The 25170-nt window shown below is 64.5% G+C and carries 27 protein-coding genes and 1 tRNA gene; 16 read left to right on the top strand and 12 right to left on the bottom strand.

Annotation, left to right across the window (positions count from 1 at the left end; translation table 11 throughout):
• Positions 1–7: 7 nt before the first annotated feature.
• Positions 8–214 (top strand): hypothetical protein, encoded by a 207-nt coding sequence (locus ACWPM1_RS10655; RefSeq protein ID WP_455694810.1) that lies wholly within the window; start codon positions 8–10, stop codon positions 212–214.
• Positions 215–257: 43 nt separating this feature from the next.
• Here ACWPM1_RS10655 and ACWPM1_RS10650 read toward each other — a convergent pair whose 3' ends face one another.
• The 6 genes from ACWPM1_RS10650 to ACWPM1_RS10625 form a co-directional block, all read right to left on the bottom strand.
• Positions 258–848 (bottom strand): urate hydroxylase PuuD, encoded by a 591-nt coding sequence (locus tag ACWPM1_RS10650; protein WP_455694809.1) that lies wholly within the window; start codon positions 846–848, stop codon positions 258–260.
• Between the two features lie 80 nt (positions 849–928).
• The gene (locus tag ACWPM1_RS10645) at positions 929–1567 is read right to left on the bottom strand and encodes an inner membrane-spanning protein YciB (protein ID WP_455694808.1); all 639 of its coding nucleotides are present in this window, start codon (positions 1565–1567) and stop codon (positions 929–931) included.
• Complete coding sequence (gene ftsY / locus ACWPM1_RS10640; protein ID WP_455694807.1) at positions 1567–2487, bottom strand: signal recognition particle-docking protein FtsY; 921 nt, start codon at positions 2485–2487, stop codon at positions 1567–1569. The genes ACWPM1_RS10645 and ftsY overlap by 1 nt, the downstream gene beginning before the upstream one ends.
• Positions 2484–3656 (bottom strand): MiaB/RimO family radical SAM methylthiotransferase, encoded by a 1173-nt coding sequence (locus tag ACWPM1_RS10635; RefSeq protein WP_455694806.1) that lies wholly within the window; start codon positions 3654–3656, stop codon positions 2484–2486. Before ACWPM1_RS10635 ends, ftsY begins: the two co-directional genes overlap by 4 nt.
• Positions 3653–4465: a diaminopimelate epimerase gene (dapF, locus tag ACWPM1_RS10630; protein ID WP_455694805.1), complete on the bottom strand. Its 813-nt coding sequence runs from the start codon at positions 4463–4465 to the stop codon at positions 3653–3655. Before dapF ends, ACWPM1_RS10635 begins: the two co-directional genes overlap by 4 nt.
• Positions 4466–4514: 49 nt before the next feature.
• Positions 4515–6185 carry a putative bifunctional diguanylate cyclase/phosphodiesterase gene (locus ACWPM1_RS10625; protein ID WP_455694804.1) on the bottom strand — a complete coding sequence of 557 codons (1671 nt, stop codon included), beginning with the start codon at positions 6183–6185 and terminating at the stop codon, positions 4515–4517.
• Between the two features lie 123 nt (positions 6186–6308).
• On the opposite strand from ACWPM1_RS10625, the gene ACWPM1_RS10620 reads away from it, so the two are divergent.
• Positions 6309–6710: an EVE domain-containing protein gene (locus ACWPM1_RS10620; protein ID WP_455694803.1), complete on the top strand. Its 402-nt coding sequence runs from the start codon at positions 6309–6311 to the stop codon at positions 6708–6710.
• Positions 6711–6980: 270 nt separating this feature from the next.
• On the opposite strand, the gene ACWPM1_RS10615 is transcribed toward ACWPM1_RS10620, so the two are convergent.
• Positions 6981–8291, bottom strand: coding sequence for an MFS transporter (locus tag ACWPM1_RS10615; protein WP_455694802.1), 1311 nt, complete (start codon positions 8289–8291; stop codon positions 6981–6983).
• A gap of 108 nt (positions 8292–8399) precedes the next feature.
• Here ACWPM1_RS10615 and pgsA point away from each other — a divergent pair, with 108 nt between their 5' ends.
• Positions 8400–8993 carry a CDP-diacylglycerol--glycerol-3-phosphate 3-phosphatidyltransferase gene (gene pgsA, locus ACWPM1_RS10610; RefSeq protein ID WP_455694801.1) on the top strand — a complete coding sequence of 198 codons (594 nt, stop codon included), beginning with the start codon at positions 8400–8402 and terminating at the stop codon, positions 8991–8993.
• 4 nt (positions 8994–8997) lie between these two features.
• On the opposite strand, the gene ACWPM1_RS10605 is transcribed toward pgsA, so the two are convergent.
• The 3 genes from ACWPM1_RS10605 to rnd form a co-directional block, all read right to left on the bottom strand.
• A complete protein-coding gene (locus tag ACWPM1_RS10605; RefSeq protein WP_455694800.1) occupies positions 8998–10773 on the bottom strand; it encodes a tetratricopeptide repeat protein in 1776 nt (591 codons plus the stop codon).
• Between the two features lie 116 nt (positions 10774–10889).
• The gene (locus tag ACWPM1_RS10600; RefSeq protein ID WP_455694799.1) at positions 10890–11786 is read right to left on the bottom strand and encodes a hydrogen peroxide-inducible genes activator; all 897 of its coding nucleotides are present in this window, start codon (positions 11784–11786) and stop codon (positions 10890–10892) included.
• Positions 11783–12985: a ribonuclease D gene (gene rnd, locus ACWPM1_RS10595; protein WP_455694798.1), complete on the bottom strand. Its 1203-nt coding sequence runs from the start codon at positions 12983–12985 to the stop codon at positions 11783–11785. The genes ACWPM1_RS10600 and rnd overlap by 4 nt, the downstream gene beginning before the upstream one ends.
• A gap of 157 nt (positions 12986–13142) precedes the next feature.
• Between rnd and aspS the strand changes: the two genes are divergently transcribed.
• From aspS to ACWPM1_RS10535, 12 genes are all read left to right on the top strand, one after another.
• Positions 13143–14924: an aspartate--tRNA ligase gene (aspS, locus tag ACWPM1_RS10590; protein WP_455694797.1), complete on the top strand. Its 1782-nt coding sequence runs from the start codon at positions 13143–13145 to the stop codon at positions 14922–14924.
• A 90-nt stretch (positions 14925–15014) separates the two neighbouring features.
• A complete protein-coding gene (locus ACWPM1_RS10585; protein ID WP_455694796.1) occupies positions 15015–15593 on the top strand; it encodes a hypothetical protein in 579 nt (192 codons plus the stop codon).
• On the top strand, positions 15590–16291 hold the full coding sequence (locus tag ACWPM1_RS10580; RefSeq protein WP_455694795.1) for a hypothetical protein: 702 nt from the start codon (positions 15590–15592) through the stop codon (positions 16289–16291). Before ACWPM1_RS10585 ends, ACWPM1_RS10580 begins: the two co-directional genes overlap by 4 nt.
• Positions 16292–16437: 146 nt before the next feature.
• Positions 16438–16998 carry a hypothetical protein gene (locus ACWPM1_RS10575; protein ID WP_455694794.1) on the top strand — a complete coding sequence of 187 codons (561 nt, stop codon included), beginning with the start codon at positions 16438–16440 and terminating at the stop codon, positions 16996–16998.
• Positions 16995–17480: a phage holin family protein gene (locus ACWPM1_RS10570; protein WP_455694793.1), complete on the top strand. Its 486-nt coding sequence runs from the start codon at positions 16995–16997 to the stop codon at positions 17478–17480. The genes ACWPM1_RS10575 and ACWPM1_RS10570 overlap by 4 nt, the downstream gene beginning before the upstream one ends.
• Positions 17467–18390, top strand: coding sequence for a DUF3618 domain-containing protein (locus tag ACWPM1_RS10565; RefSeq protein ID WP_455694792.1), 924 nt, complete (start codon positions 17467–17469; stop codon positions 18388–18390). The genes ACWPM1_RS10570 and ACWPM1_RS10565 overlap by 14 nt, the downstream gene beginning before the upstream one ends.
• A 143-nt stretch (positions 18391–18533) precedes the next feature.
• A complete protein-coding gene (locus ACWPM1_RS10560; protein WP_455694791.1) occupies positions 18534–18770 on the top strand; it encodes an acyl carrier protein in 237 nt (78 codons plus the stop codon).
• A gap of 136 nt (positions 18771–18906) precedes the next feature.
• Entirely contained in the window at positions 18907–20166 is a 1260-nt protein-coding gene (gene fabF / locus ACWPM1_RS10555; RefSeq protein ID WP_455694790.1) for a beta-ketoacyl-ACP synthase II, read from the top strand.
• 1 nt (position 20167) lies between these two features.
• The gene (gene mltG / locus ACWPM1_RS10550; RefSeq protein WP_455694789.1) at positions 20168–21130 is read left to right on the top strand and encodes an endolytic transglycosylase MltG; all 963 of its coding nucleotides are present in this window, start codon (positions 20168–20170) and stop codon (positions 21128–21130) included.
• Positions 21127–21642, top strand: a complete 516-nt coding sequence (locus ACWPM1_RS10545) for a 2'-5' RNA ligase family protein (protein ID WP_455694788.1) — start codon at positions 21127–21129, stop codon at positions 21640–21642. The genes mltG and ACWPM1_RS10545 overlap by 4 nt, the downstream gene beginning before the upstream one ends.
• A gap of 43 nt (positions 21643–21685) precedes the next feature.
• Positions 21686–21762: transfer RNA gene (locus tag ACWPM1_RS10540), tRNA-Met, on the top strand.
• A gap of 178 nt (positions 21763–21940) precedes the next feature.
• A complete protein-coding gene (locus tag ACWPM1_RS10535; protein WP_455694787.1) occupies positions 21941–23194 on the top strand; it encodes a tyrosine-type recombinase/integrase in 1254 nt (417 codons plus the stop codon).
• A 20-nt stretch (positions 23195–23214) separates the two neighbouring features.
• Here the strand turns inward: ACWPM1_RS10535 and ACWPM1_RS10530 are convergent, their stop codons facing one another.
• The gene (locus ACWPM1_RS10530; protein ID WP_455694786.1) at positions 23215–23412 is read right to left on the bottom strand and encodes a DUF5818 domain-containing protein; all 198 of its coding nucleotides are present in this window, start codon (positions 23410–23412) and stop codon (positions 23215–23217) included.
• Between the two features lie 16 nt (positions 23413–23428).
• On the bottom strand, positions 23429–24085 hold the full coding sequence (locus ACWPM1_RS10525; RefSeq protein WP_455694785.1) for a lytic transglycosylase domain-containing protein: 657 nt from the start codon (positions 24083–24085) through the stop codon (positions 23429–23431).
• Between the two features lie 107 nt (positions 24086–24192).
• On the opposite strand from ACWPM1_RS10525, the gene ACWPM1_RS10520 reads away from it, so the two are divergent.
• The gene (locus tag ACWPM1_RS10520) at positions 24193–25107 is read left to right on the top strand and encodes a DUF7146 domain-containing protein (protein WP_455694784.1); all 915 of its coding nucleotides are present in this window, start codon (positions 24193–24195) and stop codon (positions 25105–25107) included.
• Positions 25108–25170: the final 63 nt, after the last annotated feature.

The raw sequence follows: 25170 nt of genomic DNA, 5'->3' as shown, positions 1-25170 counted from the left end.
AGTATTCATGTCGGGCACCATCAACCTGAAGCTGACCGAAGAAGAGATCGAGATGCTGATCGACGCCCTCGAGGCCGATCAGGAAGGCTACATCGAATCCGCCAAGGAAGCGCGCGGCAACAACAATCGCGCCGACGTCGAGACTTTTACCGAAGCGGCACAGCGCATCGACGCGCTGATGGGCAAGTTGCGTAAGCTGGTGGACCAGGATTGACCTGAGCGGCGCGGCCGTTTCCGGCCGCGCCGCTCAAGTGAAGTCAGCCCAAGTTGGCGCTGACCATGCAGTACAGCATGGGCAACGAGAGCAGCACGTTAGTGCGGCTCGCCGCCAAGGCGCGCGGGGCGAGCTTGGCCTTCTCTTCGGCGCTCGCCTCGATCAGCCCGAGGATCTTGCGCTGCGCCGGCCAGATGATGAACCAGACGTTGAACGCCATGATCAGCGCAAGCCACATACCGAGGCCGATCATGTTGACCCCGTCCGCCCCGGCACCTTGGAAGGTGAGCGCATCTATCGCGTAGCCGTTGTGAAACGCGATGATCAGCCCGAGCAGCACGGTAATCGCCGCCGCCCAGCGGAAGTAGAAAAACACCCGCGGCGCTATGTGCCCGGTGACGCCGGCCTTCAGCTCGGCCGGGATACCGGGCATCGTCGGCACCTGCACGAAATTCAGATAATAGAGCAGCCCGATCCAAAGGATGCCGAAGAACGCGTGCAGCCAGCGAAACACGTCGTCGCTGATCGAGCGCGGATCGTCCCCGGTCCAGCCTGTGAATGCGGCGATCACGACGATCGCGAGAATGAGCCCCGTCACCAGGACGAGATGCAGATTTCCGAAAAACTTCGCCATGTGCGTTCCCCCACTCGAACTCGCGACCTCTGTCGCGCGATGTGGCCGCAACTACCCGCAAATTGCAATACTTTCCGCGGTCAGGGTGGTGGAGGAGTGCCTTCCTCCTCGCGCAACCCTTCGGCGGCGAGGCCGTGGCGAAGCAGCATCGGGATCTGGGTGAAAGTGAACAGGAACGAGAGCGGCATGAATACCCAGAGCTTGGCCCACAGCCAGTCCCCGAAGCTGAGGTAAGCACGGAGGATCTCGTTGAGTACGGCCAGGAGCACGAAGAACAGGCCCCAGTTGCGGCTGAGCTTCAACCAGCCTTGGTGGTCGAGCCCCTCGAACGCCGCTTCCAGCAGCGTCTGGAGGAGCGCCTTGCCCCTGAACCATCCCACGAGCAGCGCGACCGCGAACAGCGCGTAAATGACGGTGGGCTTGATCTGGATGAAGCGCTCGTCGCGCAGCCAGATAGTGAGCGCGCCAAAGCCCACGATCAGCGCGGTCGACAGCCACAACATGGGTGAGATGCGTCCGAGCTTCCACTTGGAGAAAGCCAGCGCGATCAATGCCGCGACGATGAACGCGCCGGTACTGCGCACCACGGCGAGGATTTCCGAGCCCGGCGACTGATCGACGGGAGCGAACCATTTGTAGACCACGAAGAAGACGAGGATCGGCCCGTAGTCGACCGCCACATTGAGCCAGCCGGAGGGCTTGCGCTTGCTTTCGGCCATCATGCGACTCCAGCGATGACCCGAGCGACCAGATCGGGATCGAACGGGCGCAGGTCGTCGAGCTTCTCGCCCACGCCGATGGCGTGAATCGGCAGTCCGAACTGTTCGGCCGCCGCAACGAGCACGCCGCCTCGCGCGGTTCCGTCGAGCTTGGTCATTACGAGCCCGGTGACCCCCGCGACTTCTTTGAAGATCTCGATTTGCGACAGCGCATTTTGGCCGTTGGTGGCGTCGAGCACGAGCACGACGTCGTGGGGAGCTTCCGGGTTCAGCCGGCCGAGCACGCGGCGGATCTTGGCCAGTTCGTCCATCAGCTCGCGCTTGTTCTGTAGCCTGCCGGCCGTATCGACGATGAGCGCATCGGTCCCTTTGGCGGTGGCCTCCCGCACCGCATCGAATACGATCGATGCCGGATCACCCCCTTCGGCGCCCTTCACGAGCGGCACGCCGACCCGCTCGGCCCAGGTGGCGAGCTGCCCGATGGCAGCCGCGCGGAACGTATCGCCCGCGGCCAGCATCACCGCATAGTCTTCTTCCTGCAGCCAGTGCGCGAGCTTGGCGATGGTTGTCGTCTTCCCGCTCCCGTTTACACCGATCACCAGAATGACCTGCGGGCGCGGAAACGCCGTGATCTCGAGCGGCCTGGCGACAGGGCGAAGGATCGCCGCGATTTCGTCGGCGACGGCTTCCTTCAGTTCGCGCTCGGTGACGTTGAGGCCAAAGCGCTTCTCGGCCAGCTTGTCGCGGATGCGGCGCGCGGCGGCGGGTCCAAGGTCGGAGACGATCAGCGCGTCCTCGACGTCGTCGAGCGTCGCATCGTCGAGCTTTGCCGTGCCGACGACGGCGGTGAGGTTTTCGCTCAGCCGTTCCGATGTCTTGCGAAACCCCCCGAACAGGCGCTCGGTCCAGCTGGCGGTCATACGAGCAGGCCTTCGGCAACCTGCTTGGGCGCCACAGTCACGATTGCGCCTGCGCGCGTCCCGGTGGGGAGGGCGACCCGCGCGAAGTTGGGGGCGTGGCCGGTCCCGTCGCGCTCGGCGAGCACTTCGAGCGGGATGCCCACCAGCGTTTGCAGCCAGCGCTCCCGTAGCGAGGACACGGTCGACCGCAACTCCGCGGCGCGAACCTTAACGGTCGACCGGTGGACCTGCGGCATGCGGGCCGCCGGGGTCCCGGGTCGGGCAGAGTATGGGAACACGTGGCCATGCACGATATCGAGCTCGTTCAGGATCGCCAGGTTGGCCCGGTGGTGCACGTCGCTTTCGGTCGGAAACCCGGCGATCAGGTCGGCGCCGATGGCGATGTCGGCCCGCTTGGCGCGTAGTCGTTCGACTAGGCCGACCGCGTCGGCGCGGAGGTGTCGGCGCTTCATGCGCTTGAGGATCAGGTCGTGCCCGTGCTGTAGCGACAAGTGCAGATATGGCATCACGCGCGGCTCGCCGCCGATCAGGCCTTCCAGCTCAGGATCGATCTCGATCCCATCGAGTGACGACAGGCGCAGACGTCGAAGTAGGGGAAACGCTTTGAGAATCGACGCGACCAGCGAGCCGAGGCGGGGCGAGCCGGGGAGCTCGTGACCCCAACCGGTCAGATCGACGCCGGTGAGCACGACTTCCGCCGCGCCGCCCGCGAGATCGTTCTCCACTGCGCGCAATACCTCGTCGACGGCGAGCGACCGGCTGGGCCCGCGACCTTGCGGGATCACGCAGAAGGTGCAGGCGTGGTCGCATCCGTTCTGCACCGCGACGAAAGATCTGGTGTAACCGCGCTCGACGGCGATGGGGGCGGCGGAGGCGTTCCAAGCGCGGGGATCGAGCTTGGCCGCGTTGGGGATCAGCCCGTCGACTTCGGGCATCGCCGCGATCGCGCTGCGCTCGGTCTCGGCCGCGCAGCCGGTGACCAGCAGGCGAGCGACGGGGCGCGCGCGGCGGGCCCGGCGAATGGCCTGGCGCGTATGGCGCACCGCCTCGGCCGTGACCGAGCAGGAATTGATCACGACCGTGTCGTGCTCCCCGCCCAGCATAGCACGGATCCGCTCACCCTCGGCAAGGTTGAGACGGCAGCCGAGCGATACCACTTCGACACTCACGCAAAATCGCCCCAGTCGAAGCTGCCGCGGAAGCTTTCCTCGGCCGGCCCGGTCATCGCGATGCGGCCGTCGTCGCCCCATTCAATCTCGAGCGGTCCGCCCGGGAGCCGGACGGTGGCCGAGCGCCCGTCGAGCAGGTTGCGCCGGATCGCGGCCACAGCCGTGGCACAGGCGCCGGTCCCGCACGCACGCGTGAGACCCGCGCCGCGCTCCCACACCCGCAGCAGGATTTCGGAGCCGCCGGTAACTTGCGCGACCATGACATTGATGCGCTCCGGGAACATCGGATCGGTCTCGATCTCGGGGCCCAGCCGCTCGAGCGGCACCGCCTCGACATCATGCACGAAGAACACGACGTGAGGGTTGCCGACCCGCAGCGCCATCGGGCTTTCCAGCCCATCCCACGCCACCGGCATCGCCGATGTGTCCATAGCGTAGGCGAGCGGGATCTCGTCCCATGCGAAGCGCGGCGTGCCCATGTCAATCCGGGCGGCGCGGCCGGTCGGCTCCATCGCAATCGTCCCGCCAGCGGTTTCGACCTGGGCGGCACTTCCGTGCAGTATGGCGACGGCCCGGCTGGCGTTGCCGCATGCTTCCACCTCGCCGCCGTCGGAATTGAAGATCCGCATCCGGAAGTCCGCGGTCGGGGACGGCTCGAGCAGGATGAGCTGGTCGCATCCGATGCCCGTCCTGCGGTCGGCCAACGCGGCGGCCATCGCCGGCCCGATAGGCGGCAAGGTGTCGGCGCGCGCGTCCAGCACGACGAAGTCGTTGCCGAGGCCATGCATCTTGATGAACGGGACCCGCATCGTGCGCGGGCTCTATGCGGGGGCGGCGCGCTCGTCCACCCCGTCCGGCTCAGCCGGCCTTGCGCTGTTCGGCTTCGCCAGGAGGTTCCCCAGGTTCCCCGGTCGGTGGCTTCTTCACTAGCAGGCCGAGGCCGCCCAACCTGGCGCGAACGGCGTCGATGCTTTCCGGACGGCCGTAGTGATAGCCCTGTCCCTTCAAGCGCCCCATCGCACGGAGCTTCTCGATTACTGCGGGGTCGTCGATCCCCTCCGCCGTGATAGGCACGTCGAGACCGTCGCCCAGCGACACGATAGCGCGCACCAGCTTGTCGCTGTCTCCCTGCTCGCTGATCTCGGCGACGAAGCTGCGGTCGATCTTGAGCCGGTCGAAAGGCAGCGTTCGCAACAGGGCGAGGCTCGAGAAGCCGGTGCCGAAGTCGTCGAGGCTGATCGTCACGCCCTGATTGCGCAGGCTTGTGACGATCGATCGAACCGCGCCGATGTTGTCGTGAAGGCAGCTCTCCGTGATTTCGACATCGAGACGCTGGGGCGGAAAGTTGTGTTTGACCAGGAGCTTGAGGATTTTCTGCGCGAACCAGGGGTCGCGCAGCTGCACCGGCGAGATGTTGACCGAGAGCGAAAGCCGGGGATCCCACTCGCTGGCGTGAGCGAGTGCCTGGTCGATGAGGCATTCGCTCAGCTCGACGATCGCACCGCTTTCCTCGGCGATCGTGATGAACACTTCGGGCGTTACCAGTCCGAGCGTGGGGGACTGCCACCGCGCCAGCATCTCGAAGCCGGTAATCTCCTGGGTCTCAAGATCGATTTGTTGCTCATAATAGGGCACGAACTCGCCGTTCCGCACTCCCCGCTTGATCCCGGTCTCGAGCTCGCTGCGGAAGCGCAACTCGCTTTCCATCGGCTCCTCGAACCAGAAGTAGCAGTTCCTGCCCTTCTTCTTGGCGTGATACATGGCGATATCGGCGCGGTGGAACAGCGTTTGCGCGTCGGCGGCGGGGTCGATTTCGCCATTTGCGAGTGTGTTCGACGTGATCCCGACCGAGGCGGTGACCTCTAGGTAGAGGCCGTCGTGCTCAAGCGGTTGGGAAACGCGCTCGATCACCAGGCTGGCAAAGTGGTCGACCCGCTCAGGCGACCGCAAGTCGTAGGGCAGCACGCAGGCGAATTCGTCGCCGCCGAGGCGGGCGAGGAGCGATCCGCGCGGAAGTAGCGCGCCGATCCGTTCGGCGGCGGTGACCAGCGTCGCGTCGCCCGCGAGATGCCCGTTGAGGTCGTTGATCGTCTTGAAGTTGTCGAGATCCACCATGATGAACGCGACGGCTCGTCCGTCCACATTGGCCTTGGCTAGCAAGGCGTCAGTGGCGGAATTCACGCTGCGGCGATTGAGGCTACCGGTAAGGGGATCGGTCTCGGCAAGCTGGCGTGCGAGCGCTTCTGCCTTGCGGCGTTCGGCGATCTCAGTGGTCAATTCGGCGTATCGGCGCCACCCGAAGATGACGAGCGCGATGTTGAGCAGGAGGACGCTGACGAGGACGGGGTCGGGCGCGGCACCCATGCCCATCCACGAACGCACCACTTGGGGCAGCACCATTCCGCCGGTGCCAACAAACAAGACGATCGCGGCGACCGCGATCCCGAGCGCGACGAGGTCCCGGTCCGCCCGGCCCAGTCCGTCAGCGTGCGACGTTTCGGCACTTCCACTAGGTTTGCCGCCCGGCAACTTGACCCCCTGGTGTTGCGAACGAACTTCTATCGCCTATGGGGTTGAAGAATGGGTTAAGGCGGGCTTTCCGCGTGCCGCCAAAAAACCAAGGGGGCCCGTCAGTTGCCGCGTTTCTGGCTGATGAAATCGGAACCCGACGTCTACGGTTGGGATGACCTCGCCAAGGAAGGCGAAGGAACCTGGGACGGGGTGCGCAACTACCGCGCGCGCAACAACCTCGCCGCGATGAAAGTGGGCGACAACGCGTTCTTTTATCATTCCAACATCGGCAAGGAAGTCGTGGGCATTATCGCGGTGAGTGTCGCGAGCTTTCCCGACCCGACCGACGAGAGCGGCAAGTGGGTATCGGTAAAGGTGAAGCCGGTCGAAAAACTGCCGCGCGCGGTGACGCTGGCCGAGATCAAGGCCCACCCCAAGCTGGCGGAGTGCGAGTTGGTGAAGCAGTCCCGCCTGTCGGTGTGCGAGCTGCGGCCGCAAGAGTGGAGAACGATCGTCGCCATGGCCGAGCGCAAACCGGCGTAGTCAACGAACAGGCTTAATGTCCCGCGCCGCTACAGTGGCGGAAATCGGGGGAGCGCAATGGTTTCCAAGCCGTTAAGAACTTCGCCATGCGACGCTCCCTCGTGCTCACTGACGAACAGGCCCGCCACCCGTTTCGGGCCTCCCTTCCGCCTCACGTATGTCGCGGAGGGCGCGTCACGCTTGACCGCCCGACTTGGGCAATAACCCGGGACGATGTGCACGGCTTCGTCGGGGCCTACTTCGCGAGCCTCGCAGCAGTCACGATTTTCATCATTTAGCGGCGGCCGCGCGCTCCGCGCGCAGCAGGAGCAAGCCGAGCCAGGCCGAGACCAGGCACATCGCCGCGGTCAGTAGCAGATGATGTACGATGTCGACGCCCACCGCGCTGAGCCCCGTGGCCAGCAGGGACCCCACCACCATCGCACCCGAATTGACGATGTTGTTCGCCGCAATCGTGCGAGCAGTCTGCGTCTTGGGCACGAAAGTGGTCAGGAATGCGTAGAGCGGCACCACGAACATACCGCCGGCGATGGCAATGCCGAGTAGGCTCAGTAGCAGCGGGATCGCCATTGGGTGAGATACGAACTCGCTCACGTTGAACAGCGTACCGTCGGTTTCGGGAATCCAGGTGCGGCAGACAAAGTAGAACGCCAGCACGAACACCCCCATCGCGATCACCGACAGCGGCGAATAACGCGCCGAGACGGTTCCCTTGAGCAGGGCGTTCACCGAAACCGAGCCGATCGCGACGCCGATCGAGAAGATCACCAGGAACAGGCTCGCTACTTCCTTGCTCGCGGTCAGCACGTTCTTGGCGAGCGGGGGGAACTGGATGAATAGGACAGCGCCGATGGTCCAGAAGAAGCTGATGGCCATGATTGCCAGGAACACCCGCCGGTCGTGGCTGGTATTGCGCACGAGCGCGATAGAGCTGCGCACAATGTGGAAATCGATCGGCTCGACCTCGCCCTGCGCGGGAGCGGGCGGGACGTGGCGGGAGACGAGGTAACCGACGATTGCCGTGCCGACGACCCCGGCCGCGGCGATCTCGACCGGAATCCAGCCGGCGAGGATCGTGCCGAACAGGATGGCGATGTAGGTCCCGGCCTCGACCAGCCCGGTGCCGGCCAGCACTTCGCGATCTTCCAGGTGCTGGGGCAGAATCGCGTACTTGATCGGCCCGAAGAAGGTCGAATGCACGCCCATCGCGAACAGCGCCAGCAGCAGCAGGGGGATAGCGATAGTGCCTGTGCCGATGCCTTGCCAAGCCAGGAGCAGCCCGGCCGCGCCTACCATCATGATCGCGACCTCCGCCGCCTTGACGATGCGGATGATCCGCGCCTTGTCGCGCATGTCAGCGAGCTGGCCGGCGAGAGCGGAGAGCACGAAGAAAGGCAGGATGAACACGCCGCTCGCCACGGCGCTGAACATGCCTTCCGCTTCTTCGGAATTGTAGACGCTGTAGACCACGAACAGCACCATCGCGGTCTTGTAGAGGTTGTCGTTGAAGGCACCGAGCAATTGGGTGACGAACAGCGGCAGGAAGCGCCGGCGGCGCAGCATGTGCGTGGTAACGGTCATGCCTGTCCTGTCGCGGCCTCTCCGAATGCCCGGTAAGCGGCTGGCTCTCGCGCCACAAGGCCAAAGGGCGCTTTTGTACCGGCTGCCCCTGCGCTAGGGCGGCGGAAGATGCTTTCACTGCCAAACCTGCTGACGCTGAGCCGCATCGCGGCGCTGCCGCTATTGGCGTACCTGATGTGGTGGCGCGATTGGGAGACCGGCTATCTGCTGGCCTTCGTCCTCTACTGCCTGATGGGCATTACCGACTACTTCGACGGTTATCTCGCCCGTGCGAGCGGCGCGGTCTCGCGGCTTGGCATTTTCCTCGATCCCATAGCGGACAAGATCATGGTCGCCACGGTGATCCTGGTTCTTGCCGCCCAAGGCGTGCTGTGGGGCCCTTATGTGCACGACCTCCATGTGGTCGCCGGTCTCATCATCCTGGTGCGGGAGATTGCCGTATCCGGCCTGCGCGAGTTCCTCGGCGGGCTGCAGGTCTCGGTACCGGTGTCGCGGCTTGCCAAATGGAAGACAACTTTGCAGATGGTCGCGCTCGGCGCACTGATCCTCGGCCGGGGGCTGCCTGAATGGACCGTCCTGGTGGCCGGCATCGAGGCTAACGTGCCCCACACCGTCGGGCTCACCACGCTTTGGGCGGCCGCCATCCTGACGCTGGTGACCGGCTGGGATTATCTGAGGGTCGGCCTCAAGCACATGGACTGAAGATTCAAAGCCGCTCCATCCGGAGCCATGACCGGTCACCCATCCAGACTTTCTCGAACGCCCGTTCTGTCGCCATTGCCTCTGCCCTGTTGCCCAGCTTTCGCTCGGTCTGCGCCAGGCCCCATAGAGCCCAGCTATCGTTCGGTGCGCGGATCAGCGCCTTCATGAAGGCCTCACGCGCCTGGGCATATCGACCGGCCTGATAGAGCGCCCCGCCGCGCGTCTGCGCCACGGGGTAATACCAGTAGGGCGGTTCGTTGTACGGGATCGTCGCTTCGATTGCCTCGGCCTTTTCGAGCAGTTCGATTGCTTCGAGTGGCCGGCCGGCGAACTGCGCTTGCTTCGCCCGCGCGACCAGCCCTGCGAGCTTGACCAGGTCGGCCGCAGGGAATCCCGCGTCGGCCATCGAGACCACTCCCGGCGCCTTTTCCAGAGCATCGAGCGCGGCGATCTCGGTGTCGAACGACTTGCCGTCGCGCTGATGGGCATGGGCGACGGCGCGCGCGTACCGTCGCATGGCCTCGACATAGGCGAGTTCGCTTGGCGAGCTGTTGAGCGCTAGGATCGCTTCGGGGCTGGCATACTGAGCTAGCGCGAAGGCGGGGGCTGCGTGGATCGCCTGAACCCAGGGCAGCGTCTGGGCAATTTCGGGGCTCAGAATCCCCGTAAGCCGGTGGCTCTCCGCGGCCACTGTGTGCATCGCCCCTACCATTTGCGCCGATGCCAGCAGGAAATGCACGTTGTGCGGGTAGTAACCGTAGCGATAGAGCCCGTCGTCACCGATCGTGGCGATGTACTGCTCGTCCGCACGCGCGGCATCGACATTCGCTCGCATCGAGTCGGCGTAGCGGCCGATGCGGTAGTAGATGTGCGCAGGCATGTGCACGAGGTGCCCGAGCGTGGGCGGTGCGTTGGCGACGAGCCGGTCGGCCGCTGCTTCCGCCATCTCGGGCTTAATGTTGTTCTCCATCAGGTGAATGTAGAGATGCGACGCCTGGGGGTGCGAAGGGTTGCGCGCGACGACTCCCTCGATCAACGCCACCGCGTCCGCCACGCGGGGCTGCGGGGTGCTGCGATCCGGTTGCCAGTAGTTCCACGGGGTGGTGTTCATTGCCGCTTCCGCCGCCAGCACGGCGAGGTCGTCGTTTGCCGGGTGCTCCTTCGCCAGCGCGAACATGGCATCCGCATACTGGGCGTCGAGGTCGGCTCGCTTGGCATCGGCACCGGCGGAATAGCGCTGCTTCTGCGCGGCGATCAGGGCGCGCTCGAGCGGGGAAGCGGTGGTCCCCGTCCGTTCGGCTTCGACCAGCGCCGCCAGGGCCGCGGCGTTCTGCGCATCGTCCATCCCGGCGTTGATGTTCGGCCCGTTGGCAAGGGCTTCGCCCCAGGCGCACATCGCGCAATCGGGTGCGCGGCGGCGCGCTTCGCGGAACGCGGCGATGGCGGCCTTGTGATTGAAACCATACGTCAGCGCGAGCCCCTGGTCGAAGTAGCGGCGTGCATCGCCCTCCAGCCCGCTGGCGGGGATCTGCGAGCGGCCGATCCCTTCGGCGAGCTTCATTACACCGGGCTGGGCGCTTTCGGCATAGGCCGCGGCCAGCCGCAATTGCCGTTCGCGTTCGGTCGAAGCCTTGGCCGTTCCACCGCAAATGGTGCGCGCGATCCGGGTCGGGTCGAGCAGCGCGAGCACTGCTTCGCTCGGTTCGCTCGATGGCGCCGAGGTCGTGGACAGGACGCTCGTCGCTGCGACGAGCGTTGCGTAACCGATTTGCCTGATCATGGCGGGGCGTCCTCCCTGCGTAGCGACCCCTCGCTGACTCGGACTGTATCAAGCCGCAGGCGCTTTGGGGAGTCCGCACTCGACCCTCAGCCTGAGCCGCCCGCGCGAAGCCGACTTCAGCCTGCTTTCAGTTCTTCGGCCAGCAGCCTGAATTCATCGCCGCGGGGCGAGTTCTTGCGCCAGATGAGCGCTATCTCGCGCGTGGCCGCCTTGCCCTTGAGCGGACGGGCGACAACTTCGGTTCCCTGGAGGATCCCTGCATCGATCGCCATCTGGGGAAGCATCGTCAGGCCGAGCCCGTTGTCTACCATCTGCACCAGGGTGTGGAGCGAGGTGCCGATCATCGTCGCGCTGGCTCGAAGGTCGGGGCGGTTGCAGGCCGCGAGCGCGTGGTCCCGCAGGCAGTGACCGTCCTCGAGCAACAGAAGCCGGTTCTGGTCGATCATCGCCGCGGGAATCTCGGCCGGCGGATCGCGCGGGTCGTTCTTCGGGAACGCCACGTAAAGCCGGTCGTCGGCGATGTGCGCAGTCTCCACCTCGCCGGTAGCAAAGGGCAGGGCGAGCAGCACGCAATCCGCGCGTCCGTGATGGAGGCTTTCGACCGCGTGATCGCTCGTCTCCTCTCTCAGGAACAGCTTGAGCGCAGGTCGCTCTCGCCTGAGGCGGGGAAGAATACGTGGAAGCATGAATGGTGCGATCGTGGGGATGACGCTCATCCGCAGTTCGCCGGCCAGTGGCTTGCCGCTAGCTTGGACGAGGTCGGACAGTTCCTCCGCTTCGCGCAGCAGGCGATGGGCCTTGGCCACCACCTGTTCGCCGAGCGGGGTGAAACGCACCACCCGGCGGCTTCGCTCGACCAGCGTTACGCCGAGGAGCGACTCGAGTTCGCGCAGACCAGCCGAGAGGGTCGATTGGGAAACGAAGCTGGCGTCGGCTGCGCGGCCGAAGTGCCCGTGTTCGTGCAGGGCGACGAGATATTGCAGCTGCTTGATGGTGGGGAGATAGGTGCTCACTCGGCCGCCAACGCGTCCTCGTGCTGCTCCGGCACGGGGGCGAGCCGTGTCATGATAAGGCGGCCGTTCTCGACCCCGAAGCCGAGGCGTCCCTCGACCAGCTCGAGCGCGTCTTTGCCGAACACTTCGTAACGCCAGCCTTTGAGGACGGGTAAGTCGCGGACCCCGGCGGCGAGCGCTTCCATCTCGTCGCTTCGAGTAAGCAGACGAGCCGCCACGTCAATCTCGCGGCTACGGATCTTGAGCAGAAGCTTGAGAAGGTCCGCCACCAGCACGCCTTCCTTGCCCAGCGGCGCACCTCGCTTGGGCTTATCGGGCATCTCGTCGGCTGGCAGGGGTTGGGCGTTGTCGAGCACCTTGATCAGGCGCTTGCCGATGTCGTTGTCGCGCCAGGCCGCAGACAGTCCGCGAACTTTCACGAGGTCGGCCTGTTGCTTGGGCGGGTGACTGGCAAGGTCGGCGAGCGTCTCGTCGCGCATGATCCGGCCCCGGGGAATATTCTTGTGCTGCGCTTCCTGCTCGCGCCATGCCGCAAGTGCCTTCAGCCGACCCAGCACGATGGCGCTGCGGCTTGGGGGGCGGATGCGCTCCCATGCGCTGTTGGCATCGCTGGCGTAGTTGGCCGGATCGGCGAGCTTTTCCATCTCGGCGTCGAGCCAGCTTCCGCGCCCGGTCTTGAACAGCTTCTTGAGCATCCGGGGAAAGATGGTCGCAAGATGCGTGACGTCGCCGATCGCGTACTCGATCTGACGCTCGGTCAGCGGCCGGCGGCTCCAGTCGGTGAAGCGCGCGCCCTTGTCGACGGTGATGCCGAGCCACGCTTCGACGAGGTTGGCATAGCCGATCTGCTCCGACTGGCTGATTGCCATCGAAGCGATCTGCGTATCGAAGATGGGATGCGGGGTCTTGCCGGTGAGGTTGTAGACGATTTCGACATCCTGCCCGCCGGCATGGAAGACTTTGAGGACGTCCTCGTTCTCGCACAGCAGGTCGAGCAGCGGGGCGAGGTCGATGCCGTCGGCCAGCGGATCGATCGCCGCGGCTTCTTCCGTATTGGCGATCTGCACCAGGCACAGCTCGGGCCAATAGGTGTTTTCGCGCATGAACTCGGTATCGACGGTGACGAAATCGCTTTTCGCCAGACGCTCGCACAGACTGGCAAGCGCGTCAGTGGTCGTAATCAGATCGTGTATCTTCATGGTACTTTTCTATGTCTCGGGCGGAGTACCGCCCTCGGGACCGCCGGACGCTTGACAAAGCAACCCCGTTCCCCTGTTAGCGCGCGCGATTTCCGCTAAGGGAGGCGCGCGCGCCGCGCCCCTAGCGTCATACCCGCCAAATTGGAAAGAATATAAGATGCACGCCTATCGTTCCCACAGTTGCGGTGCCCTGACCAAGGCCGAGGTGGGTCAGGAAGTCCGCCTGTCGGGCTGGGTGCACAACAAGCGCGACCACGGCGGTGTGCTGTTCGTCGACCTGCGCGATCATTACGGTATCACCCAGGTCGTCGCCGACAGCGACAGCGAAGCGCTTCCGGTGCTTGAGAAGCTCAAGCTGGAATCGGTCGTCACGATCGACGGCACCGTCAAGGCGCGTGCCGAAGCCGCGGTGAACCCGAATCTGCCGACCGGCGCGGTCGAGGTCTATGCCTGGGCGCTTACCGTGCAGAGCCGCGCGGAAGAGCTGCCGCTGATCGTCAATTCGGCCGAAGACTATCCCGAGGAGACGCGGCTGAAGTATCGCTTCGTCGATCTTCGGCGCGAGCGGGTGCACGCAAACATCATGCTGCGTTCGAACGTGATCGCCTCGTTGCGGCGGCGGATGATCGAGCAGGGATTCACCGAATTCCAGACGCCGATCCTCGGTGCGTCCAGCCCGGAAGGCGCGCGCGACTACCTCGTGCCGAGCCGCCTTCACCCGGGCCGTTTTTACGCGCTTCCGCAGGCACCGCAGATGTTCAAGCAGCTGCTGATGGTCGCGGGGTTCGATCGCTACTTCCAGATCGCGCCCTGTTTTCGCGACGAGGATCTGCGTGCCGACCGCAGCCCGGAGTTCTACCAGCTCGACTTCGAGATGAGCTTCGTAACGCAGGAAGACGTGTTCCAGGCGATCGAGCCGGTGCTCGCCGGCGTGTTCGAAGAATTCGCGAACGGCAAGGCGGTCACGCCAGCCGGCAGCTTCCCGCGCATTCCTTACCGCGAAGCGATGCTGAAGTACGGCACGGACAAGCCCGACCTGCGAAACCCGCTTCTCGTTTCCGACGTCTCGGCGCACTTCACGCAAAGCGGTTTCGGTCTGTTTGAAAAGATTGTCGGGAGCGGCGGCGTGGTCCGCGCCATTCCAGCGCCCGCGACGCATGAAAAGAGCCGGAAGTTCTTCGACGACATGAACGAGTGGGCGCGGCGGGAAGGGTTTGCAGGCCTCGGCTATGTCACCCGCAAGGGCGGCGAGTTCGGCGGTCCCATCGCCAAGAACCACGGCACCGAGGGCATGGAAGTGCTTTACGCGGAACTCGGTCTCGGAGAGAACGACGGCTTGTTCTTCGCCGCCGGCAAGGAGAAGGACGCCGCCAAGCTTGCCGGCGCCGCGCGCACCAGGGTCGGCGAGGAACTGGGGTTGATCCCCCAAGATCGCTTCGACTTTTGCTGGATCGTCGACTTCCCGATGTTCGAGTACGACGAAGACGCCAAGAAGGTCGACTTCAGCCACAATCCTTTCTCGATGCCGCAGGGCGAACTGGAGGCCCTGGAGAGCAAGGACCCGCTCGATATCCTGGCGTGGCAGTACGACATCGTTTGCAACGGTTACGAGCTCAGTTCGGGCGCCATCCGGAACCACCGGCCGGACATCATGTACAAGGCGTTCGAAGTTGCCGGTTATAGCCGAGAGGACGTCGATACGAACTTCTCCGGCATGATCGAAGCGTTCAAGCTCGGCGCACCGCCGCACGGCGGCTCGGCGCCGGGCATCGACCGCATCGTCATGCTGCTGGCCGACGAGCCGAACATCCGCGAAGTCATCGCTTTCCCGCTCAACCAGCGCGCGCAGGACCTGATGATGGGTGCGCCGAGCGAAGTGCCCGCACGGGCTCTGCGAGACGTGCATGTCCGGTTGATGGATCAGCCCAAGCAAAGCTGAGGCTGTTTGACCCTCTCGAGCAAGAGGCGTAGATTGCCGTTACGGAAACGGCTGCGCTCAGGCATCGAGTCCGTGGGTTAGGGGTCGAATATGGTCGATGGTACAGGGCGCCGCGTTGGAGCGGCCGGAGCCGCGTTGGCATTGATTGCACTGGCGGCACCCGTCAACGCGCAGTTCGGCGGGATTTTGCGGGGCATCGGCGGATCGTCGGACCAGACGGCCAATGGGTGCCCTAAGGGCAAGAAGCGCAGTGTCGGATCCTCAATCCTGGGTTCGATCGCCGGATCGGTTGCCGGGGGCGCAGCGTCGCGTGCCGGCGGCGTATTCACCTGGGTCCCCATTTCAGGCCTCACCGACCAGCTCACCGCGGCGATTGCTTGCAAGCTCGATCCGGAAGAACAGAAGCAGGCAGCGCAGGCGACGCTCGATGCAACCAGGGGCGAGGGGGATGATGCCGAAGTGGCAGTCGGCACTTCTTCGGCATGGACGTCGAACACGCGGGCGGACGTTTCCGGCACTTCCACCGTCGTCGCGCGCAATGATGACGAGGGCGGCGGCAAACAATGCATCATGGTCTCGGACGTCATCATCGTGAGCGGGGAAGAGACGCGCGCGGACAAGCGGATGTGCCGCAAACCGCCGGCGGCGCGCTACGCGCTGATCGCGTGAACCCTGCCGCGCGCCTCATCGCCGCCATCTCGGCATTTGTCGTCCTGACGGGCGCCGCCGATCCGGACAACCCGACTTGTCCCGGCGCACCCGATTTCGGTCCGGCAACGGCCATGGCGCTCACGCCGGCGGAACGGAACGGTCAGCGCGTGCTCCTCGCCGAGGGTAAGATCGATGCCGGGTTACCCTCAAGACTACGCAAGGCGATCGAGGCCGACGATCAGATCGGTGAAATCTGGCTTCGGTCCAGCGGCGGTGACGCAGCCGCCGGCAACGCTGCGGGTAAGGTAATTCGCTCGTTTCCCGGCATGCTTACGCGCATCCCGTCAGGCTGGGCATGCTTTTCGGCCTGCAACTTCGTGTTCATGGGCGGAGACCGGCGCGTCGTGGACCCCGGCGGCGTGTTCATGGTGCACATGTTCACCCACACCGGCCAGCGCGATGTCATCCAGGAAACGATCGCCGAGGGTACCAACGCGACAGCGGGCCTGATCGGCGAGATCGAACAGTCGAGCGCTCTCCTCGCCAGCGACGACAACGACTTTCTCATCCGCATGGGAATAAGCCGGAAGCTGCTGACAGACATCATGTACCGGCAGGCGGCGGTGAAAACGGCCGACAATCCCAGCACCCGCTACTGCCTCACCCAAGAGGAGGTGCGGCGGTACAACGTGATGACGGACGAGCGGGCCGGCTAGAGCTCGCCGGCGGGCGCTAACATACCGTAATACTTCACAGTTCGGCGCTATAATATCGCCGTTTATCGCAGCGTGGTTCATCCGGCGGAACGTCGGAGTTCGCGCTTCCTTTGGTGGGCAGACCCCCGCTCAAAGGAGAGCCTGCCATGACCGAGGCGACAACGCCTACTTTCAACAACTCGTCCGGCTCGCAATCGACCCCGCTTCGTGAAGAAGTGTCGGGCGATGCCGCGCGCCTCGCCGATACCGCAAAGCAGCGCATCGACCAAGCCGCCGAAGGCCAGAAACAAGCCGTCACGGGCGCCGCCCGCAGCGCCACGTCAGCTATCGATCGCGCAGTCAGCGCGTTGCGCGAAGACGACGGCGCCCCCGACTGGCTGACCAAGGCATTCGAGACGACGGCGCGCCAGATCGAGAATCTCGCCAGCTCGATCGAAGGCAAGAACGTCGACGATCTCCGCCGCAACGTCAGCCAGTTTGCGCGTCAGAACCCAATGGCGTTTCTCGCCGCCTCCGCGGCCGCCGGCTTCGCCGCCGCACGCTTCTTGCGCGCTGGCAGCGAATACAAGAGCCACCAAGCCACCGGCTCGGGCGACACCGGCGACAGCCAGCAATTCGCCGGCCAGCCTACGGACTCCACCCCTGGCTATGCCTCGGCCGATACGCCGATTTACGGCACGGCCACCACACCGGAGTTTACGTCATGAACGATAGCGTAACCGAAATGCGTCCAGCCGCGCCGGCTTCGCGGCCCAAGCGCGCAACGACATCCGCCCCGGCGGGCGCCGAAAACGTGGTTGACCTACTGGGCCAACTCACCAGCCAGGGTGCGCACCTCGCGCAGGAGCAAGTTGCCCTGATGCAAGCGGAAGTCCGCGAGGCGGCCACCGACATCAAGCAGGCCATCGCCGCTTACGCCGGCGCTGCGGTGATCGGGCTCACCGGCCTGGGTGTCACCGCCACCGGGCTGGGCTTCTGGCTTGGCGATGCGATCGACAACCTGCCGCTAGGCCTGATCATAGTCGGCGTTGCGCTGCTGATCCTCGCCGCCGTGCTCTATTCGAGCGCCAAGGCGAAGACCGCATCTGCGAACCTAAAGCCCGAGCGGAGCATTCGCACCGTTGCCCACACCCCCGACGTGCTGACCGGCACGCACCCGAACACCGGAGGCACCCATGACCGCATCTGACATGAATACCGACCAGCGCGATCCAGCCGAGATCGAGCGCGAAATCCGCAGCACGCAAGCAGAAATGAGCCGCACGGTTGACAAGATCGGCGACCAGCTCACTCCTCGTAATCTGTTGAATGGCCTGCTCGACAAGGCTGACGAGAAGGGCGTCGACGCCCAGTATCTGGTCGATGGTGCCCGGCGAAATCCTCTCGCGCTGGCGATGATCGCGCTCGGCGGCATATGGCTCGTCAGCGACAGCGACGCGAAGGTCTCGTCTATCAAGCCCTCGTTGGGAGGCGGCAAGCAATCGACGGGAACGAGCTCAAGCTTCACTGGCGGCGCGTGGGACGATCACCATCGGGGATACGTCGAGCACATGAGCCGGGTCGAGCGCCTGCCGGACGAGGACGACGCGGCCTTCCGGCGCCGGCGCGACCTCGCGCGGTCGAACTATCTCATGATCGAGCAACGGCACGACGAAGACGAAGGCGGCTTCCGCCAGCGCCTCGATCATGCCACCGAGGCTCTCCGTCAGCGGCGCCACGACATGATGGAGAAGGCCGCTAACTGGGGCAGCTCCGCAAGCGGTGCGGCCAGCAACGCGGCGAGAAAGACCGGAAATTTCTACGAGAGCAGTCCGCTGGTCGGAGGTATCGTTGCCGCTTTGGTCGGCGCGCTTGCCGGTGCTGCCGCGCCGATTACGCGAACCGAGGAAGAACAGCTTGGCCAGATGGGCGCCAAAGCCCTTGATGCCGCCACGGACAAGGCCCACCAGCTTGGCGACATGGCGCGGGAGAAGAAGGATGAGCTGGTCGAGAAGGCAGATCAGTCGCTCAAGCCCACTGAGCCCGCCGGCCAGGGCAGCGGCCAGTCGACTCAGTCGAACGAGCAAATGAGCACGTCGCAGCCGGTGCCAGCGGTATAAATTCCGGAAACCATGAACGGCGGCCGCCATCTCCGGCGGCCGCCGTTAGTGCTGATATCGTCCGGAGCGGGGCACTTGCCAGCTTTGACAGCGTTCATTAGGGCGAAAGCCAATCGGAACCCCATTTCCAAGAGGGAACACTCATGAGCGATACCGCCGAACGCGTGCAGAAGATCGTCGTCGAACATCTCGGCGTCGAGGCCGACAAAGTCACTCAGGACGCCAGCTTCATCGATGATCTGGGCGCGGACAGCCTCGATATCGTCGAGCTCGTCATGGCTTTTGAGGAAGAGTTCGGCGTCGAAATCCCCGACGATGCGGCGGAAAAGATCGCAACGGTAGGCGATGCCACCAAGTACATCGAAGAGCACAAGGGCTGATTGCCCATCCCGCCGCGCTCGCCTGACGGCAGTCGGCGGGGCATCATGGGCCCCTATCAGAGTAATACTTTGATGGGGCCCGTGTCAGGCTCGACCCTTGGCGGGGTTCGGGCCTGTTGTTTTTACGGAGATTAGCATGCGTCGAGTGGTCGTAACCGGACTGGGCCTCGTCACCCCCCTCGGGGCCGATGTCGAGACGACCTGGCAGAATCTCATCGCGGGCAAGAGCGGTATCGCCAAGATCACGCGCTTCGATGTCAGCGACCACAAAGCGAAGATCGCCGGCGAGGTGAAGGACAAGGACCACGAGTGGGGTTTCGACCCAAGCAAGCGCGTGGACTTCAAGGTCCAGCGACAGGTCGATCCGTTCATCGTCTACGCCATCGACGCCGCCGGGCAGGCACTGGAGGATGCCGGCCTGGAGGACATGGATCAGGATCTAAAGGAGCGCACCGGTGTTTCCATCGGATCCGGCATTGGCGGCCTACCGGGCATCGAAAGCGAATCGCTCGTGCTGGCCGAGAAAGGCCCCGGTCGCGTCTCTCCGCACTTCGTCCACGGGCGACTGATCAACCTCACGAGCGGCCAGGTATCGATAAAGTACGGGTTGATGGGCCCGAACCACTCGGTGGTAACGGCCTGTTCGACCGGCGCGCACTCGATCGGCGACGCGGCGCGCATGATCAAGGACGGCGATGCCGACATCATGCTCGCCGGCGGTGCGGAATCGACGATCAACCCCCTCGGCCTCGCCGGCTTCGCCCAGGCCAAGGCACTCAACATGAGCATGAACGATGACCCCGAGAGGGCGAGCCGCCCCTACGACAAGGGCCGCGACGGGTTCGTGATGGGCGAAGGCGCCGGGGTAATGGTGCTCGAGGAATACGAGCACGCCAAGGCGCGCGGCGCCAAGATCTATGCCGAAGTCGTCGGCTATGGTCTCTCGGGCGATGCCTACCACGTCACAGCGCCGCACCCGGAGGGCAGGGGCGCCGAACTCGCCATGAAAATGGCGCTGCGCAAGGCAGGGATGGGGCCGGGAGACATCGACTACATCAATGCCCACGGCACGAGCACGATGGCGGACACCATCGAGCTGGCGGCGGTCAAGCGTGTGCTGGGCGACGATCTGTCCGGCGCGTCGATGAGCAGCACGAAGAGCGCGATCGGCCACCTCCTCGGCGGGGCCGGCGCCGTGGAGGGCATCTTCTGCGTACTCGCGATCCGCGACCAGATCGTGCCGCCCACCCTCAATCTCGACGATCCCGACGAGGGGACCGAGGGGGTCGACCTCGTCCCGCATCATGCCAAGAAGCGCGAAGTGAATGCCGCGCTCAGCAACAGCTTCGGCTTCGGCGGCACCAACGCGAGCGTGATCTTCAAGAAGGTCGACTGAGTTGCGCAAGGCGGTAATTGCGCTCGCGGTCGTCGCGGCGTTGGCGTTCGGCTGGTTCGCCTGGGGCTGGTATGGTTCGGCGAACGTCGAAAAGACGACTGCATTCACGGTGCCCGATGGCGCGACGCTCACCAGTGTCGCCCGCAAGCTCGGGGATGAAGGCCTGATAGGGTCGGCTGAGAGCTTCCTGCTGCGTGCCAAAATTCTCGGCAGCGGCGATCCGGTGCAGCGCGGCGAGTTCGCGCTGCCGGCCGGCGCCAGCCCGGCGACGATCCTCGACACCCTCCAGCATGGGCAAGTCATCCGCCGGTTCGTTACTGTGCCCGAAGGGCTGCCATCGATCATGGTCTACGAGAAGCTCATGGCCGAGCCCTTGCTGACCGGCCCGATCCCCGTGCCGGAGGAAGGCTCGGTTCTGCCCGACACCTACGACTTCGAACGGGGGGAGGCGCGCACAGCGGTTCTGGCGCGGATGCGGGCGGCGATGAAGAACTATCTCGCGGAAGCCTGGTCGAAGCGCAAAGCCGGCATCGCCGTCTCGACCCCTCAGGAAGCCGTCACGCTCGCCTCGATCTTGGAGAAGGAAACCGGCGTCGCGCGTGAACGGCGCATGGTCGCGGGCCTTTACTCCAACCGGGTGAAGCAAGGAATGCCGCTGCAGGCGGATCCGACGATCATCTACCCGATCACAAAGGGCAAGCCGCTGGGCCGGCGTATCCGCCAGAGCGAGATTGCCGCGGTAAACGGTTACAACACCTACACGATGAGCGGGTTGCCGAACGGGCCCATCACCAACCCCGGCCGCGAGAGCATCGCCGCGGTGCTCGATCCGGCGCCGACGGACGCGCTGTTCATGGTTGCCGACGGCACCGGCGGCCACGTGTTCGCGGCCACGTTGGCCGAGCATAACGCCAACGTGCGCAAGTGGTTCGCTATCCGCAGGGCGCGCGGGGAGCTCGATTGATCACTGGCGGCGCGGCTCCGCTGATCGTCACCGCCGAGCTGCCAGAGGCGTTGCAATCGCGGTCCGATCAGTTGCGGCAGCTGCACTTTCCGCCGGAACGCAACCAGCTAAAAGCGCACGTCACCTTGTTCCATGCGTTACCGCCGAGCATGGAGGATGAGCTACGCGACGCGCTGGCGGCAGAAGCCAAGGCGAAGCCTGTTCCCGCCCGGCTGGTGGGCCTGCTGAACCTAGGTCGCGGCACCGCGCTGCGGCTCGAGAGCCCGGCGATGCTGGCGCTGTGGGAGCGGCTCGCGGATCGCTTCCACGGCCTGCTTACGCCGCAGGATGAGCATCGCCCCCGCTTTCACATCACCATCCAGAACAAGGTCGCTCCCAGCGTCGCAAAGGCGCTGCAGCAGGAGCTGGCGGCAAGTATCGAGCCGCGCGATTTCGCCTTCGCCGGCCTCGCGCTGCACCGCTATCGCGGCGGTCCCTGGGAGTTCGTCAGGCAGTGGCCATTCCGCGGTTGACCGCCTAGCCCCACGCACCTAAATGCGCCGCCTTGCCTCATGGGGCGGAGTAGCTCAGCCGGTTAGAGCAGCGGAATCATAATCCGCGTGTCGGGGGTTCGAGTCCCTCCTCCGCTACCACCCCACATTCCGGACGCTTCCAGAAGCGTCCGCATTTTTCCAAAAAATCAAAGAAACCCAAACTCTTGCGGGTGATTCGCGTCCGCACGCTGCCGCTTGTTTCCGCATGCAGCCAGATTTGGTGTGGGGGTATTTTGGGGGTATTTTCGCCAGGTGTCGGAAAGGAGCGATACCCCCAATGCCTCTGACGGAACTTCAAGCCAAGAATGCCAAGCCTCGCGAGCGGGCGTACAAGCTTGCGGACGGGGAAGGCCTGTTCCTTCTGGTCCAGCCCAAGGGCGCGAAGCTCTGGCGGATGAAGTACCGATATGGGGGCAAAGAGAAGCTGCTCTCGTTCGGTGCCTATCCCGACGTTGGCATAGCGGCTGCCCGTGAGAAGCGGACCGCGGCGAAAGGGTTGCTCGTCGAGCGCAAGGACCCGATGAAGAACAAGCTCGAAATGAGCCCGGAAAACGCAGAGACATTCCGTTCTGTCGCCGAGCGTTGGCACGACAATCGGGCATCGGCGCTTGATCCAGCACACGCAGCCCGCGTTTGGTCGCGTCTCGAGCGAGACGTGTTCCCTGTCCTTGGCGACAAGCTGATGCACGAAATCGCGCCGCCGGATGTTCTCGAGATGGTGCGCAAGATTGAGGCCCGCGGCGCGCTCGATATCAGTCGCCGCGCAAAACAGGGCGTCGGGCAAGTTTTCCAGTTCGCGATCGCCTGCGGCTTGGCGTCTGCGGATCCGACCGCCAACTTGCGCGGGGCCTTGAAGCCCCGTCGCCGCGTCAAGCACATGAGCCGGGTGCCCCTGAAGGAACTGCCGGCGCTCGTCGACAAGGTGCGGGGGTATCAGGAGGAGGGTGAGCGTCGATCGTCGATTACCCGAGATGCGGTTCTTTTTGCCTTGTTGACATGGGTGCGGACGAAAGAGCTGCGGTTTGCGGTCAAATCCGAATTCGAGGACCTCGATGGCAAGGGGCCCCTCTGGCGGATCCCTCCTGAGCGGATGAAGATGGGGCGAGAGCATCTCGTGCCATTGTCGGTGCAAGCCGCCGAGATTGCGAAGCGGATGATCCGAGCGAGCACGGGCGACTATCTTTTCCCTGGATCAACTCCGGAGAAGCCGTTGTCCGAGAACACGATGATCTATGCGCTTTACCGGCTGGGCTGTCACAGCAGGCAAACCGTGCATGGATTTCGGGGCCTGGCCAGCACTTGGGCCAACGAGCAGTTGGTGGAGTTTGGCAAGCCGCCTGTGTGGGTCAGAAAGTATCACGAGGACTGGGTGGAAATGCAGCTTGCGCACTCGGAAGAAAACGAAGTGCGAGGCGCCTACAACTCAGCGGAATATATCGTTCCACGCCGCCGGATGATGCAGGACTGGGCCGACTTTGTTCTCACCGGGAAAGTGATCGACATCAAGAGGGCGAGAAAGCGGGCTGCCTGAAGCCCGCGGCCCGTATCGTATCAAGCCTCACCTATCCAGTCGACGCTCAGACGATCGTATCCGACCAGCGAGCCCTCCGCCGTGACCAGCTGACCCACCGAGGGTCGCAGGGATTCTTCGAGATCGAGTACCCAGCGGTCCCCTGCTTCGGTAACGATGAATAATCCGCGCGGCCCAAGCTCAAGGGTGCCGGTGACGCGCTTTCTGCCGCGGTTCAATGGAGGCCGCACGAGATCAAAATCGCCAACGTTTGATGACGTTGCGTACATAGGCTGGCGTCTCGCCATTTAACGGAATTCCGCCAGCGCGTTCAACGGCACCGGGGCCCGCATTGTAAGCGGCGAGCGCCATGTGCACCGTTCCGAACCTGTCGAGCATCTGTCGCAGATATCTGGCGGCGCCGGACAGGTTGGCCAAGGGGTCGAAGCGATTGGCAACCCCTAGCTCCCTTGCCGTTCCAGGCATCAGCTGTCCCAGGCCGGCAGCGCCGGCTTTGCTGATGGCAAACGGGTTGTATCGAGATTCCGTCCAGATCAGCGCGTCCAGCAATCCGGCCGGTAGGCCGAATTGAGCTTCGGCAGCATAGACATGTGGAAGGTACGCCGCGCGACGAAGGCCGTTTGGACCGGTGGTCGTGCTCGGTCGCCCGCGATCGCGCTGCCTGGTTCCCGGAGTTGTGGTGCTGTCGGAAGCTGGCACCGCAGGTACATGCGACGCTTCCCAGATGCCGTGCTCTACGAGCTGGAAGCCGTCAGCAGTCTGAGCGAGGCGATAGCCGTCGTGATTCTCGGCAGGGGGACTGCTCACGTGGCTAGTGGGTGGGGTTCCCTGAGCGTGGGCTGACGTAGCGAGCGCTATCCCGGCAGCGACGGATGCAACGCGCAGAAACATCTCTCTCGATTCCTTTTCTGGCCGAATCGAAGGAGAACATATAGAGAACAGAGTTTGTAGGAAAACGCATTGGCGCGGGCGCGGAGAGGAGGCTGCGCTGGAGAGGCATGCAGCTGGAGAGAATCATGCCCCGAACCGGTCATTCAGAGCGTCTCGAGCGCCGCGCGCGGGAGATTGTCGACAACCTTGGCGGAGTATGGCGTCGCAACCGCGGGATGTGCCGTTGTCCTGCGCACGACGATCGCACGCCGTCGCTGAGCGTTAGCCTCGGCCGGCGCGCCATTCTGTTCCACTGCTTTGCCGGCTGCTCGAACGATGAGATCATCGCGGAACTCGGCCGCCGGGGCATACGCGCGAGGGAGCTATTTGACGGCTCCGGCGATCCGCTGCCCGAGCGCATTGTGGAGGAGTCCGCTGACCGGAACGCCTGCCGATTATGGCAAGCTGCGGCGACGCTCCTCGACAGCGCTGCCGAGCAATATCTTCACAACAGGGGTATCCGGCAGACCTCCTCGGAACTGCGCTTTCATGGTCGAACGCCGCTTGGTCCGCGCGGCGCTGTCCGATTTCTCCCGGCGATGCTGGCGGCCGTCCGCACCGATCTTGGCGTGATCGCCGTTCACCGCACCTTTCTCGATTCTGAGACATGTCGGCTTGCTCCAATGGAGGCGCCCAAGCGCGCCTTGGGAAGCCTCGGACGGGGCGCCGTGCGGCTGTCCGGGCCAAGGGAAGGGCGTCTCGGCCTTGCTGAGGGAATTGAATCGGCGCTCTCGGCGATGCAGCTGTTCGGCGTGCCTTGCTGGGCTACGCTGGGAAACGAGCGCTTCGGTCTCGTGTCGATTCCGGAGAGCGTGCGCGAGCTTCACCTTTTCCTGGACAACGATGCAGGCGGCGACCTTGCCGAGGAGCGCGCCCGCGAAGCCTACGCCTGCGCTGGCCGGCGCATCGCGGCCATGAGGCCCATTACCCTCGACGAGGACTGGAACGATGTCCTGATGAACGGGGCACTGGCCGTGACCTGATCGGGGTCAGAGGGGAGGAGCGCCTTGGTCTCCGCGAGGCCAGAACTCGTGATCGGCCTCGTC

The organism is Tsuneonella sp. HG249 (genome assembly GCF_053819205.1).
Note: the sequence above shows the minus strand (reverse complement) of the source record. Positions and strands in the feature narration are given on the sequence as shown.

Bases quoted from the DNA above. Each gene is read 5' to 3' on its own strand.
- ACWPM1_RS10655 (WP_455694810.1), top strand. From the start codon at position 8: ATGTCGGGCACCATCAACCTGAAGCTGACCGAAGAAGAGATCGAGATG.
- ACWPM1_RS10650 (WP_455694809.1), bottom strand. From the start codon at position 848: ATGGCGAAGTTTTTCGGAAATCTGCATCTCGTCCTGGTGACGGGGCTC.
- ACWPM1_RS10645 (WP_455694808.1), bottom strand. From the start codon at position 1,567: ATGGCCGAAAGCAAGCGCAAGCCCTCCGGCTGGCTCAATGTGGCGGTC.
- ftsY (WP_455694807.1), bottom strand. From the start codon at position 2,487: ATGACCGCCAGCTGGACCGAGCGCCTGTTCGGGGGGTTTCGCAAGACA.
- dapF (WP_455694805.1), bottom strand. From the start codon at position 4,465: ATGCGGGTCCCGTTCATCAAGATGCATGGCCTCGGCAACGACTTCGTC.
- ACWPM1_RS10620 (WP_455694803.1), top strand. From the start codon at position 6,309: ATGAAATCGGAACCCGACGTCTACGGTTGGGATGACCTCGCCAAGGAA.
- ACWPM1_RS10615 (WP_455694802.1), bottom strand. From the start codon at position 8,291: ATGACCGTTACCACGCACATGCTGCGCCGCCGGCGCTTCCTGCCGCTG.
- pgsA (WP_455694801.1), top strand. From the start codon at position 8,400: ATGCTTTCACTGCCAAACCTGCTGACGCTGAGCCGCATCGCGGCGCTG.
- ACWPM1_RS10605 (WP_455694800.1), bottom strand. From the start codon at position 10,773: ATGATCAGGCAAATCGGTTACGCAACGCTCGTCGCAGCGACGAGCGTC.
- rnd (WP_455694798.1), bottom strand. From the start codon at position 12,985: ATGAAGATACACGATCTGATTACGACCACTGACGCGCTTGCCAGTCTG.
- aspS (WP_455694797.1), top strand. From the start codon at position 13,143: ATGCACGCCTATCGTTCCCACAGTTGCGGTGCCCTGACCAAGGCCGAG.
- ACWPM1_RS10585 (WP_455694796.1), top strand. From the start codon at position 15,015: ATGGTCGATGGTACAGGGCGCCGCGTTGGAGCGGCCGGAGCCGCGTTG.
- ACWPM1_RS10575 (WP_455694794.1), top strand. From the start codon at position 16,438: ATGACCGAGGCGACAACGCCTACTTTCAACAACTCGTCCGGCTCGCAA.
- ACWPM1_RS10570 (WP_455694793.1), top strand. From the start codon at position 16,995: ATGAACGATAGCGTAACCGAAATGCGTCCAGCCGCGCCGGCTTCGCGG.
- ACWPM1_RS10565 (WP_455694792.1), top strand. From the start codon at position 17,467: ATGACCGCATCTGACATGAATACCGACCAGCGCGATCCAGCCGAGATC.
- ACWPM1_RS10560 (WP_455694791.1), top strand. From the start codon at position 18,534: ATGAGCGATACCGCCGAACGCGTGCAGAAGATCGTCGTCGAACATCTC.
- fabF (WP_455694790.1), top strand. From the start codon at position 18,907: ATGCGTCGAGTGGTCGTAACCGGACTGGGCCTCGTCACCCCCCTCGGG.
- ACWPM1_RS10535 (WP_455694787.1), top strand. From the start codon at position 21,941: ATGCCTCTGACGGAACTTCAAGCCAAGAATGCCAAGCCTCGCGAGCGG.
- ACWPM1_RS10525 (WP_455694785.1), bottom strand. From the start codon at position 24,085: ATGTTTCTGCGCGTTGCATCCGTCGCTGCCGGGATAGCGCTCGCTACG.
- ACWPM1_RS10520 (WP_455694784.1), top strand. From the start codon at position 24,193: ATGCAGCTGGAGAGAATCATGCCCCGAACCGGTCATTCAGAGCGTCTC.